The organism is Streptomyces colwelliae, assembly GCF_048158785.1.
Lineage (GTDB): Bacteria > Actinomycetota > Actinomycetes > Streptomycetales > Streptomycetaceae > Streptomyces.
In genome coordinates, this window is record NZ_JBLTJC010000120.1 from 1 (window position 1) to 12,626 (window position 12,626).

The 12,626-nt window shown below is 71.6% G+C and carries 10 protein-coding genes; 8 read left to right on the forward strand and 2 right to left on the reverse strand.

Annotated elements, in window-relative coordinates; all coding sequences use genetic code 11:
• Positions 1–888: 888 nt before the first annotated feature.
• Positions 889–1,272 (reverse strand): hypothetical protein, encoded by a 384-nt coding sequence (locus tag ACNFOC_RS24420; RefSeq protein WP_212728844.1) that lies wholly within the window; start codon positions 1,270–1,272, stop codon positions 889–891.
• Between the two features lie 501 nt (positions 1,273–1,773).
• On the opposite strand from ACNFOC_RS24420, the gene ACNFOC_RS24425 reads away from it, so the two are divergent.
• The 5 genes from ACNFOC_RS24425 (at position 1,774) to ACNFOC_RS24445 (ending at position 7,804) form a co-directional block, all read left to right on the forward strand.
• Positions 1,774–2,946, forward strand: coding sequence for a hypothetical protein (locus ACNFOC_RS24425; protein WP_416961237.1), 1,173 nt, complete (start codon positions 1,774–1,776; stop codon positions 2,944–2,946).
• An 8-nt stretch (positions 2,947–2,954) separates the two neighbouring features.
• Positions 2,955–4,007: a bifunctional DNA primase/polymerase gene (locus tag ACNFOC_RS24430; RefSeq protein ID WP_416961248.1), complete on the forward strand. Its 1,053-nt coding sequence runs from the start codon at positions 2,955–2,957 to the stop codon at positions 4,005–4,007.
• Entirely contained in the window at positions 4,004–5,584 is a 1,581-nt protein-coding gene (locus ACNFOC_RS24435) for an AICE element replication initiation protein (protein ID WP_416961238.1), read from the forward strand. Before ACNFOC_RS24430 ends, ACNFOC_RS24435 begins: the two co-directional genes overlap by 4 nt.
• 575 nt (positions 5,585–6,159) lie before the next feature.
• Complete coding sequence (locus ACNFOC_RS24440; RefSeq protein ID WP_416961239.1) at positions 6,160–6,891, forward strand: phosphotransferase family protein; 732 nt, start codon at positions 6,160–6,162, stop codon at positions 6,889–6,891.
• A gap of 76 nt (positions 6,892–6,967) precedes the next feature.
• Complete coding sequence (locus ACNFOC_RS24445; RefSeq protein ID WP_416961240.1) at positions 6,968–7,804, forward strand: SDR family oxidoreductase; 837 nt, start codon at positions 6,968–6,970, stop codon at positions 7,802–7,804.
• A 136-nt stretch (positions 7,805–7,940) separates the two neighbouring features.
• Here ACNFOC_RS24445 and ACNFOC_RS24450 read toward each other — a convergent pair whose 3' ends face one another.
• Positions 7,941–9,299, reverse strand: a complete 1,359-nt coding sequence (locus ACNFOC_RS24450) for a helix-turn-helix domain-containing protein (protein WP_212728838.1) — start codon at positions 9,297–9,299, stop codon at positions 7,941–7,943.
• A 240-nt stretch (positions 9,300–9,539) separates the two neighbouring features.
• Between ACNFOC_RS24450 and ACNFOC_RS24455 the strand changes: the two genes are divergently transcribed.
• From ACNFOC_RS24455 to ACNFOC_RS24465, 3 genes are read left to right on the forward strand one after another with little or no spacing between them, the layout of a single operon-like run.
• Positions 9,540–10,265, forward strand: a complete 726-nt coding sequence (locus ACNFOC_RS24455; RefSeq protein ID WP_212728837.1) for an LbetaH domain-containing protein — start codon at positions 9,540–9,542, stop codon at positions 10,263–10,265.
• Between the two features lie 5 nt (positions 10,266–10,270).
• Complete coding sequence (locus ACNFOC_RS24460) at positions 10,271–11,581, forward strand: UDP-N-acetylglucosamine 1-carboxyvinyltransferase (protein ID WP_212728836.1); 1,311 nt, start codon at positions 10,271–10,273, stop codon at positions 11,579–11,581.
• Positions 11,581–12,618, forward strand: coding sequence for a serine hydrolase domain-containing protein (locus ACNFOC_RS24465; RefSeq protein ID WP_212728835.1), 1,038 nt, complete (start codon positions 11,581–11,583; stop codon positions 12,616–12,618). The genes ACNFOC_RS24460 and ACNFOC_RS24465 overlap by 1 nt, the downstream gene beginning before the upstream one ends.
• Positions 12,619–12,626 lie beyond the last annotated feature (8 nt).

Sequence of the window (12,626 nt, forward strand, 5' to 3'; positions counted from 1 at the left end):
CATGTTCATGATGGTGCCGCGCGCGGAGGTCTGTGCCGAGCGCATCGAGGAAGTCCTCGACACCGAGAGCAGTGTCGTGCCGCCGGTGGCTCCCGTCTTCGAGCTGCGCCGGCACGGGCATCTGGAGAGCCCCGTCGAAGGGAGGTGATGCCCGCTCTATCTGAATATGTCGCGTCTGGCCCCTGTGCTTCCCCAAGCCGGCCGGACGGCGATGACGGTTTCCCTCATATCCCTCGACAGGAGCAGATCATAGCTGCCAGCCGTGGGGCTAGTTTCGTATTGCCAAAAACGGACTCTCAGGAGTCTTCTTCGAACTACGCCCAAACTTTGACAAAGAGGCCACGCTCTCTTCCCGGGCATCGGAACGCATCAGACCAGTGGTCGCCCTCACCCAGCGCGCCTAGGTCTGCCGATGCCTCAGCGTTGTCTGCGCCGTTGTTGTTGCTCCCGCGGATGCGGGAGCGTCTCTCTGACGCGCTTGAGGCTCTCGTAACGGACCGATCGCTTCGTCGGCGTCCGCTGGTTGAAGCCCTGGCGGCTGTTGTCCTGCTGGCGAAGTCGCCAGCAGGCGGGTCCCAACTTGAGCTTCGAGCAGGCCAGTTGGCCCGGTGGCTGGGCGTGTCTGAGTCTTGGGTCGATCACCGCGTGCTTCCTGGCCTTCGTGGTTCTGGTGCGGTGGCAACCAAGGTGGTGACCAAGACCGTCGACGGGACTCGACGGGTTGATGGACTGCGCTGGGAGTTGCTGCCGCTGACAGCTGCTCAGGCTCGTTGTCGCCCGGACCCTCTGGTGCTGGAGAAGCGTGAGTTGTCGGTCCTGTTGGCGTTGTGCGAGGCGTTGTTCGCGCCAGGGTGGGCGCCGGTGGGCAAGCGAGAGACGCCCGCGGGTCTACTTGGTGCTCGGCGAGGCCGGGGGGCTGCGGCGGAGCGGCTGGCCTTGCTGCGGTTGGTGCTGGCGGCCCGGCCGGATGGTCGGGTGCGGCTCGTCGGCGGGGCGGTCGCGGCTGACTACGACCGGGCGGATGCGACGGTTGCGCGACTGTTGGGGTGCTCGGTGGCAGAGGCGGCCCGGTTGGTGGACGGGCTGGTCCAGCAGGAGGCGTTGGAGGTGCGGGGCAGGGGTGTGCCCGGTGCCCGGATTCGGATGGTGGTGCCGGCGGTGGCGGCCGCGCACGGCCGGGGTACCGCAGCCGAGCTGCGGATCGTGCCCGATCCGGCCGAGGACCAGCGAGCGGACGAGGTCGCTCCAGAGGAGGAGCGATTCTGCGCGCACTGTGCTTCGGAATTGGGCGAGGCGAGGCCAGAGGAGCCGGGGGAGGGGTGGGTTCAGCAGGGGTTCTTCGACGTCGTGGACGGCGGCCTGGATGACGGGGGCGATGGTGCACTCAGGGATCAGGAGGGGGCCAAGGAACTCTGGACCGGACCGGAAAGCACTTCTGACCTGGGGGAACGCGAGGACCAGGAAGGGGCCAAGGCGTCGGAGGCAGAGGCTATTGGTGCGCTACTCCACGCCGACCACGCGCCGGTGGTTACTCATGGTGGTTCTGGTGCAGCTTCGTCTTGCTTTTCCGGCGAAGCCGCATTGGGGTTCCCGCCGTTGCCGGAGCGCGCGGACGGGCGCGAGATCGAGTCCGAGGCGCCCCAGATCGGCGCGGCCTACGAGCCGGGCGGCCGGGGTAGCCCGCTTCGCGGGGAACAGCAGCCAGATCGAGCGGGGGAAGGGCGGACGCGTCCTGAGCCGGTGGTCGCGAAGTCAGTGCCGTTGCGGTGGTCGATGCCGCGAGGACTGGAGCAGGTGCTGGACCCGGTGCGGCTGGAGTGGGCCCGTATCGGGCATGCCGGGGGGCGCACACGGGTGCGGGTGGCGCTAAAGGCCGAGTTGCGGCGGCTGGCCGGGATCGTGGGCTCGGAGCAGGCTCCGGTGGTGCTGGCCGAGCGGCTGGAGCGGCGGCTTGCTGCTCAGCACGGTGAGCGGGTGCGCGAGCCGGTCGGCTGGCTGTTGTCGCGGGGTCTGCCGCAGCGGGCGGAGTGCTACGCGACGGCGTGCGACGACCAGGTTCGGATGGACACCGGTCTGGTGTGCCCGAGCTGTGAGCTCCTGATCGGGGACCGGCGCGCGCTGCGGCACCAGGTCGTCCAGGCCATGGCCGCCGAGCTGCCCCGCCTGGCGCCGGCCGAGGCCCGGGCGGAGGTCGAACGGCGGCTGAGCCGGGAGGTCGCCCTGCGGGCCGCGCGGGACGCCGTACGGCGCGAGCGTGCCGTGGCGGAGCGGGCGCGCCGAGAGGTGGTCTGGGCGCAGCAGCGCGAGGAACTCGAGCTAGCGAAGGCGGAGTTGGCGGCACAGGCGTGTGAGGAGTGCGGGGTCCCGGAGGCCGCTGGCCTGTGCCCGGTGTGCTCGTACAGCCGCACGGTCCGTGCGGCTGTGGAGGAGGCGGCGCAGGTCGCGGCTGCCGTGAACGGGCCGGTGAAGGATCTGGGCGTGGTGGCGGGTCGGCTGGCCGCGGACCGGGTCCGGCTCGAGGGCGAAGTCGGCCGCGCGGCCGATCGGTTGAGGCGCGAGGGGATGCCGGAGGCTGCGGTGGCCTGGGAGGCGCGGAACCTGGCCGAGGAGCTGCTGCGGGCGGAGCGGGCCCGCGCGGTGGACGCTCTGCTGGACTCGGCGGAGGCCCAGGCTGAGGCCGAACGGGTCTTCGCCATCGAGCGGGCGCGGCGCAGCGGTGAGCTGCAGGCCCGGGCGGCGTCTGAGCAGGCGCGGCAGCGTTGCGCGGAGCTCCTTCTCGCCCAGCGGCTCGGCCAGGTCAGGGCCGCGGATCGGCCGTCGGCTTCCGAGGAGGTCGTCGGTTGGGGGCAGCGGATGGTCGAGTTGGCGGCGCGTCCGCTCGACGAGGAGATCCGCGTGCCGCAGCCGGCGGCGGGCGAGTGCCGGGAGGCGGTGAGCGCGGCGTGATCGGGGGAGTGGAGTTGGCCCTGCGGTGCGCTGAGCGGGGGTGGTGGGTGCATCCGCTGCTGCCGGGGTCGAAGCGTCCGGCGGGCAACTGCCGTCGGTGCCGGCCGCCGTCGACCGGGGCGCGCCCGCCGTGCGGCTTCCCCGATGCGGACGGGTGCGCGTGCCGTGACGCCGGGCGGTACTGCCACGGGGTGCGGGCGGCAACGCGGGAGCGGGAGCTGATCCACCGCTGGTGGCGCGGCCAAGACTTCGGCGTCGGCGTGGCCACTGGGCCGTCCGGCCTGGTGGTGTTCGACCTCGACGACCACGACCGTCCGCCGCCGGAGCAGGCGCTGTTGCTGCCGGGCGTCGACCTGACGCAGCACCCAGGCCCGGAGCTGGACCGGGTGCGGACCGGGGCGGACGTGCTGGAGCTGCTGTGCCGGGTGCGGCGGGCGGGCAGCTTGCTGGAGGCCCCGGCGACGCTGACCGTGCAGACCCCGTCCGGCGGGATCCACCTGTGGTACCGCGCCGGGGACACGAGCCGGTACGTGCAGGGCGCGGGCCGGCTCGGCTGGCAGGTCGACGTACGGGCCGGCTGGTCCACCGCGGTCGCGCCCGGCACCGTCACCACGGCCGGCCGCTACCGGATCGCCGGCCACCAGGACAGCCCCGTACGGCTGCCGCGGTGGGTCGCGCTGGAGCTGGACCGCGTCGGACTGCGCCACCGCGACCCGGCCGTCGGCCCGCCCCGCCGGGTCCGGCTTCCCCGCCCCACCCGCGAGCACGGTCCGGGGGACGCCACCGCGTACGCCGCCGCGGCGCTGCGCGGCGTACTCGAGGCGGTGGCATCGGCCCGCGCCGGCCGCAACGACCAGCTCAACCGCGCCGGGTTCCGGCTCGGGCAACTGGTCGGGGCCGGGCTGCTGGAGCACGACCAGGTCCACCAGGCGCTCACCGACGCCGCCGAGCAGGCCGGGATCGACCCCGGAGAGGCCAAAGCCCAGTCCACCCTCCGCCGCGCACTTCAGGCGGGCATCCGCTCGCCGCGCACCGTCCCGAGCCCGGGAGCACGGTCATGAACCACCCCCTCACCTCCCGCGCCGCGCTGCCCTCCCCGGCATGGGAACCCCAGCCCGCCGAACCGGCCGGCGCGGGCGGCCCGGACGCAGCCCGGCCCGCCGAGCGGGAGCCGAAGCTGTCGCAGGCCGACATCCTGCTGCACCTGGGCATGGATCAGTACCAGCTGGTGTGCCACGACCAGACCGCGTACGCCGTCCCCGTCGACGGGCCGCCGATCGCCCGCCCGCTGCGCGCCAAGGGCGGTTTCGGCGGCACCGGTTCTCTGCGTCAACTCCTCAACCGGGCCTACGTCCTGCGCACCGGCCGCTCCCCGTCCCAGGGCTGCCTGACCGACGCGATCGCCTCCATGGACGCCCTCGCGCTGGACGCCGAGGAACAGCCGGTCTGCCTGCGGATCGCTACCGACCCGGCTGACGAACAGGCGACCTGGCTCGACCTGGGCCGCTCCGACGGGCTCAGCGTGTGCATCGAGCCGGGCACATGGTCGGTAACCACCCCGCCGATCGGCGAGGGTCCGTTGTGGCGGCGCACCCGGTTGACCGGTGAACTCCCGTTGCCTGAGCGAGATCCGGGCGGCTGGCAGGCCGGACTCGGGCTGCTGCGGGAGCTGTCCGCGCTGGCTGAGCCGTCCTGGCGGCTGGCGGTCGCGTGGCTGCTGGCCGGGCTGAGACCCGATATGCCACGCCCGATCGCGTACTTCAACGGGGAGCGCGGCACGGCCAAGACAACCAGCGCCCGGCAGCTGCTGCGCGTGCTCGACGGGATCCGCGCCGAGGTCCGCAACGTCCCCCGCAGCGAGGACGACGGCGCGGTTGCCGCGTCCGCCGGGTGGACCATGGGCCTGGACAACCTCGCCGGCATCCCGCAGTGGCTCTCGGACTTCCTGTGCCGGGCGGTCACCGGGGCCTCTGTCGCCAAGCGCGAGGTCTACACCGACGACGACGTCACCTCCTGGGCCTACCAACGCCCGGTCCTGCTGACCGGCATCGACGTCGGCGCCCTCCAGCCCGACCTCGCCGAACGCCTGCTGCCCTTCACCCTGGAAGCCATCGACCCCAAGGCCCGGCGCAGCGAGCACGACCTGTGGCGCCACTACCGCGCCGACCACGGCCGCATCCTCGGCGGCCTGCTCGACCTGGCGGCCGCAGTGTGGGCGAAGCTGCCCGACGCGGCCGACCAACTTGACCAGAAGCCGCGGATGGCCGACTGGGCCGAACTGCTGTGGGCCCTGGACCAGGTCACCGGATGGGACACCCTGAACACCTACACCGGCTCCCAGGACGCGGTCACCGACGACGTCATCGACGCCGACCCGGTCGCCACCGCCCTCACCCGCTGGTCCGCCACCGGCAGCACCGAGTGGCGCGCCACCACCGGCCAGATCGACGAGGTTCTGCGGCCGCCCGGGCCCATCCCGGACACCTGGCCCAAGACCACCGCCCTGCTCTCCGCCCGCCTCACCTCCCTCGCACCGGCGCTGCGACAACGCGGCATCGACATCCGCAAGTTGCCCCGCACCAGCGCCACCCGAGGCTTCCTCATCACCCTTCGTCCGGACTCCGGACCGCCGGCCTGACCTCAGGCTCCCGCCCGGCCGCGAACCAGCCACCAATCCCGTCACCGAACCCGCCGCCATCCGAGACGCGCGGGCCTTCAGCACGTCCCTGACACCCCCGGGAGACCGGCCCGCACAGACCGAAGCCACCCCGCGGACTTTCAGCCGCCTACCCCGACGACCGACGAGGCGCCGGGGACGGCCTCGGCCGTGAAGAGATGACGCCGAGCTGACGCTGCCCATGACGCACCCGGCACCTGGTCCGCACCAGCCGCGACCTGGGACGTTCCCTCCGACCAGCAACCCCATGACGCTATGACGCTCTCCGACCCCATCTCTCTCAACGAAAGAGAGGGGAGGAAGGAAGGAGAGACATGGCGCGCCCGAGCGTCATCAGCGTCCGCCGACCGGCCCCCGGACGGTAGAAGCACAGGTCAACACCATCGTGGGAGAGAACGGTGCAGCGTCATCCGGCTGCGTCACCGATGTGGCGCGCGTGTCACGTGCACGTCCGTTTGCCGCTGAACTTGACCAATGCCCTGCGAGTGCAGAGTCGGCTGAGTGCTCGGCGCACGAAGGGGGCCAGGATGAGGCCCATGGAGAACGAAGTGCCATTGTCCGGCGGACGTATCACCTTCGGCGTGGTCAGGGTCGGGCGCACCGTCCGGCGGCCAGCCACGGCATCGTCATCGTTCGTCGCCGAGCTGCTCTGTGACCTCCAGCGAGAGGGCTTCACCGGCGCTCCGCGCCACCTCGGGTTCGACACAGCCGGCCGCGAAATCCTCAGTTACCTCCCCGGCTGGGTGCCCGCCCGATTCCAGCGCTGGACCGACCCCCAAGTGGCCGCGGCCGGCACCCTCCTCCGCTCCTTCCACGACGCCACCCGCAGAAGTCGCCTGACCGGACGGCATCCCGTGGTCTGCCACCACGACCCGGGGCCGAACAACACGGTCTTCACCGACGACATCCCGACCGCCTTCATCGACTTCGACAGCGCTGCCCCGGGCGATCCCCTCGAAGACCTCGGCTACATGGCGTGGACCTGGTGCATCTCCTCCAAACCCACCGCTCCGCCCGCCGCCGTCCAGGCCGCACAGGTACGCGTCCTCGCCGACGCGTACGGGCTCGACGCCACCTCCCGCTCCCGCCTCATCGATGCCGCGCTCGACCGCCAGGCCCGCAACGCCAGGTGGTGGCACAGCCACCTCGCAGGCCCGTTCCCGCACGTCGCCGACGACCACACGATCGCCAGGCGCATCCAGTGGTCCGAGCAAGAGCACGCCTACACATCGGCCAACCGCAAGACCTTCGACACAGCCCTGGGCTGACAAAGGCTGAACGTTAAGCACCCACTTCAGACGGATCCGCCCCAGGACGCACCTTGCAGTCCTAGCGTGGGGAGGCGTGACGGTACTGATTGTGGGCGGCAGCGGGTTCCTGGGCGTTGAGCTGGCCCGCCAGGGCCATTCAGCGGGCTTGGAGACGGCCGCCACCTTCCACTCGCACCCTGGCAAGGGCGCCGGCGCGTGGCACCGCCTCGACCTGCGCAACTCGGCGAATCTCCAGGAGGTCCTGGATGCCGTCAGCCCAAGCGCGGTCATCAACGCGAGCAGCGGCGGAGCCGAGTGGGCGGTCACGGCCGAGGGCGGGATGCGCCTGGCCCAAGTTGCGTCGCAACGGGGCATCAAGTTGGTCCACGTCTCGAGTGACGCCGTTTTCTCCGGCCGCCGCGAGGACCTGTACGACGAGACGTGTCTGCCCGACCCGGTAACACCGTACGGGGCCGCGAAGGCGGCGGCCGAAACGGCCGTGCGGCTCCTGAGCGCGGGCGCCGTCGTCGCACGGACCTCCCTGATCATCGGCGATGGCCGGTCCGAGCACGAACGCCTGGTGCACGCTCTGGCCGCCGGCACACGGGACGGGGCCCTGTTCACCGACGATGTCAGATGCCCAGTCCACGTCCGCGACCTGGCCGCCGCCCTGTGGGAGCTCACCCTGTCCGATGCGGCCGGCGTCTTTCACCTCGCCGGCCCGGACGCCGTCACCCGCCACGAACTCGGCACCCTCATCGCGCAGCGGGATGGCCTTGACGCATCGCTGCTGCCGACCGGCCGTCGGGCTGACAGCGGCCTCCCTGGCGGACTTTGTGTCCGCCTCGACAGCCGCGTCACCCAGAAGCGCCTGGCCATCCACCTTCGCGGAGCCCGGGAGTTTCTCCGGCGTCAAAACCCTGACCGCTGACTCGTACCGCGCAGGGCCAGCGGGCCGGAGCCGAACGTGATGGACGGTCGCTCCCTCCGGGCTGACCGGCGGATCGGGTTCGGTCTTCGGCCATCCGTAGTGGGTTAGGACCTTCGCACCTCGCCCACGGCACTTCTCAGGCCAGAACGCCGCTGCGCTCGGCAAGGCCGCGTAGCTCGGTCGATGTGGGCCCCGAGACCAGCAGGCCAGCGATCAGCGATTTCGTCGCTGGGCGGGCATGGGTCTCCTCGGGAGCGCATCGTTCCGCCGCCAGGAGGGTTCGGACGCAGTCGCTGCGGCGGCCGAGGCGGTCGTAGGTGACGGCGATGTCACCGAGGGCGCGAGAGCGACGCTCGACGCTGGGCAGCGCCTTCAGCGAGATCATGCGGGCAGCATCCAGCGCGGCCAGAGGATCCCCCGCATGGTTTTCGGCGCTGATCCGGTGAAGCTGCACGGTGAGGGGGCTGAAGCCCCCGCCGTGGTCACGAAGCATGGTGCGGCCGCCGAGTTCCGTGGCGATCGCGGCGGCCTCGTCCGTGAGCTCTCGCATCCCGTCCCGGTCGCCCCGCCTGGCCAGGGTGTACGACGCACTCTGGACGAGGAGCCCTCGTAGGGCCGTTCCCGCGCGTCCGGCGCTGCGCAGGTCCGGGTGGTCGGCGGCGGTCAGGGCGATCGACAGGGCTTCCTGATGCCATCCAGCTTTTCGAGCGAGCACGGCCAATTGCCGGGCAGACTCGGCAACAGCGAGGGGTGCGCCGCCTGCTTCGGCGAGCTGGCGGGCGCGGTCGGCGGCCAGCCAGCCGAGCTGCTGCTCGTCCAACTTGACGAGCATGCGGGTCGCCAGCAGGTAGCTCTTGGCCAGGAGCACGTAGTCCCCAGCCTCACGGGCGCTGGCGGTGAGCGCATGTCCGGAGCGGATGAGGCGTGGCAGGCGCACCGCGAGGCTGGCGTAACGGCAGGCGTCGAAGTCGGCGAGGGCACGGGTGAAGTCCGTCGCGAGTGTCTCGGCCAGCGGCATCACCGGGGCCTGCCCGAGGCCGAGCATGGCATCACGCAGACGGGCGACAAGCAGCTCTCCGAGCATGGCCTCGCTAGCCTGGGCTGTTCCGTTCCCAAGGAGTGGGGAGCCAGCGGCTGCCGCGGCCGTGGCAGCCAAGCCCGCAATCAACTTCCTTCGCCGCAACGGATCTTCACCGTCCTCCTGTCCTGGACTGCCCAGCCTATGGGTGGGCATCCAGGGGAAGGCCGCAGATGCTCCGATCGGCTGACCGTGTCGTATCTCCGGGCGAGGCGCGGGCGGAGCGAGGCCGAACGCCTGGCGCGGGAGTTCGAGGACGTCGGCGAATCGCCGCAGCACGTCGATGTCGGTCAGCGGTGAGATGCCCCGCTCGTATCGGGAGACCTGAGCCCCGGAGTACCCGGTCAGCTTGCCCAGCTCGGCGAGCGTGAGGTCCTTGGCCTGCCGGGTCTGGCGTATCAGTTCCCCGGGCCTCACACCGGCCCCAAGGGTCGCTCATGCTTCGCTGACCGCATCAGTACCTCGTTCCCGCCGATAGCCGAGGCTGCGCCGCTTCAACCGTAGTCCTAGGACAGTGCGGCCAACAGGCCGTTTGCATGAGATGCAAACGGCTTTGCAGGCCAGGACAGCGCCCCTCCCGCTGGCTGCCCGTCCCCGACGACCTTCAAGAGCGAGCGGTCCGCAGCCACGGGCCGCCCCCAACTCCGGGAGGTTCTGATGCAGTCCGTGAATCCCGTCCCGCGCACGGCGCCGATCACCGATGTCCGCCTCACTCCCGCCTACTACGTACGGCCCGAGGGTCTCGGCCCGTACGTTGCCGCCCTGTTAGGCCGCTGCTCGAGCGTTTTCGACATCAAGGCCGCGATGGCCGACGACCTCGCCCACGGGGGTGAGCAGCTGCGCGATGGACAGGGTGTCGTCGAGGACGGCGCCGTGGTGCAGGGCGAGGTGATCGTCCAGGCCGGGGCCCGGATCGAGGCGGGCGCCCAGGTGATCGGTCCGGTCCTGATCTGCACCGGCGCCGTCGTGGCGGCCGGCGCGATGGTCCGCGACCACAGTGTGATCGGCCCCGGCTGCCGGATCGGGTTCGGCGCGGAGATCACCCGCAGCTTGCTGGCCGGGCACGTCTTCATGAAGCACCCCAGCTTCATCGGGGACTCCGTGATCGGCCGGAGGGTCAACGTCGGCTCGTTCTGCTCCACCACCGGACTGCGGTGCGACTGCGGCCCCGTCCCGGAGCCGGCGATCCAGGAAATTACCGTCAACCTCGACGGACGGCGCCTCCCCACCGGCCAGACGAAGTTCGGCGCCGTCATCGGCGACGAGGTCGCCCTACCGGCCGGGACCGTCCTGTCGCCGGGCACGCTGATCGGGCCGGGCACGGTGGTCTACCCCCGCGACCACATCGGCGGCTTCCTGCCCGCCGGCTCCCGGGTCCGGTGACCGCGGTGACCACCGCCCCCGCCCACGACGCCAAGGACACCGCCCTCGTGCGGATCACCGGCGGGCACACACTGTCTGGCCGGATGCCGGTGCAGGGCAGCAAGAACATCGCCCTTCACCTCTACGCCGCCGCCCTCCTGGTCGACGTCCCCGTCGCCCTGACGGGCGCGCCGAACATCACTGACAGCGGCGTGTGCGCGCAGATCCTGCGCGGTACCGGAGCCCGCGCCGACTACGACGACGGCTGCTTCACGGTGTCTCCGGCGGGCGTCATCTGCCCGGTCATCCATCCTGAGCTCGGCCGCCGGGTCCGTACGACCGCGGTGCTTGCCGCGGCAGTGCTGGCCCGGACTGGGCAGGTCGCCTTCCCCTATCCCGGCGGCGACGCGTTCTGCCCGAGGCTCATCGACCGGCACCTCGCGGCCATGCAGGCCGCTGGCGCCGAGGTTGTCACAGACGACACCGGCATCCGCGCACGGTGCGGTGCCCGCGGGGTGCGGGCGTTCACCGTGGATGTGAGCACGCCGTACGGACCGAGCCTAGGAGCGACGGTGTCCGCGCTGCTGCTGGCCTCCCGCGCCCACGGCACCAGCCTGATCACCCACCCGTCCATCGAGCCGGAAGTCACCGAGACCGCCCGCTTCCTGGCCGAGAGGGGCGTCCTTGTCCACCTCGACGAGGAGGGCCTGCATGTGTCCGGCAGCGACTGGATCGCCGGCGGCACCTTCGCCGTGGCGGGCGACCGGATCGAGGCAGCCACCATGGTCATGGCCGCCGCAGCGACCGGTGGCAGCGTCCACCTCGACAACATCACCGTCACTGACTTCCCCGCCGGTCTCGCCCGGGCCCTCGCCGACGCCGGCATCATGATGACGAACGACCCGAGCGGCGGCATGCAGGCCCGGCTCTTCGGGGCGCTGCGCCCCGTCGAGACGGCGACCGGCCCGCACCCGGCCCTGCCAACCGACACCGCACCGCAGCTGGCCGCGATGCTCACCCAGGCTGGCGGCATCTCGGTGATCGACGAGCGGGTCTACCCCCGCCGCGACACCCACGTGCCGGGGCTACGCGGCTTCGGCGCTGACATCACGGCCGACGGGTCGACGATCCGCGTACGCGGGCCCGTGCGGCTGCGCGGAGCCGAGGCGCAGGCCGCGGACATCCGTGCGGTGACCGCCCTTCTGATCGCCGCACTCGCCGCCGACGGCACCTCTACGATCCGAGGGATGTTCCATCTCCGGCGCGGCTACGGCCACCTGCTGCCCAACTTGGCCACGCTGGGAGCCGAGATCACCACCATCCCCGGAGGCCGCTGATGCCCGTCCCGTTCACCGCCGATGACATCACCCGCCTCCGGGACACCTTCGACCAGGTCGTCGCCGACGGTGCGACCCCCGGCGGTGTCCTCGCGTACGGCACCACCGGCACCACTGCCCGGTTCCTCACGGCCGGCAAGATCGCCCCCGAGTGCGGTGAACGCGAACCCGAGCAGGACACGCTCTACGACATCGCCTCGCTGACCAAGGTCGTCGCCACCTGGCCCCTGATCGGCCAGGCCCTGGATGCCGGGCTGCTCGACCTCGACGCTGCGATCCGCGACTTCCTGCCCCCGATGAACAGCGAGAGCCCCAGCGGCGAGGCGACCGTCCGCCAGCTGATCTCCCACACCTCCGGGCTCCGTGCCTCCACCCGCCTCGACCACTACCGTGGCGCCGACCTGCCGCTGCACGAACTCCTGTGCCGTGAACCCCTGGAAGACGCCCCCGGCCAGCACCGCTACATCAACCGCGGCTACATCCTTCTCGGCCTGGCCCTCGCCCACATCCACGGCCGCCCCCTCGACGAGCTCGGCAAGTCCCTGTGGAAGACACTCCGCATGGACGCCACGGTGTACGGACCGCTCGCCCGCACCCCGCAGGTCGCCCCGACCGAGCAGCGCATCCCCGGCGCGCCACGGATCTGGGGCGCCCCGCACGACGACAATGCCGGCCTGCTCGGCGGCATCGCCGGCCACGCCGGGGTCTTCTCCACCCCCGCCGACCTCGCCCTCTACGCCCAACGGCTCCTGATCGCGCACGCGGACGGCGACGAACACGGCCTGGGCGATTGGCTGCACGCCAGCCTCATCCCCCAGACGCCGATCGAACCGGGCCTGGACCGCGGGCTGTCCTGGATCCTCGCCGCCGGCGGACGCGTCGCGTACCACCACGGATTCACCGGCACCAGCCTCTACCTCGCCCCGGAGACCGGCCGCTACCTCGTGATCTGCACCAACGCCATCTACGGCGGCAACGCCCGCACCAAGATCGCCCCGCTGCGGGAACTCACACTCAAGACAATCTCCGCCACCTGACACACGGA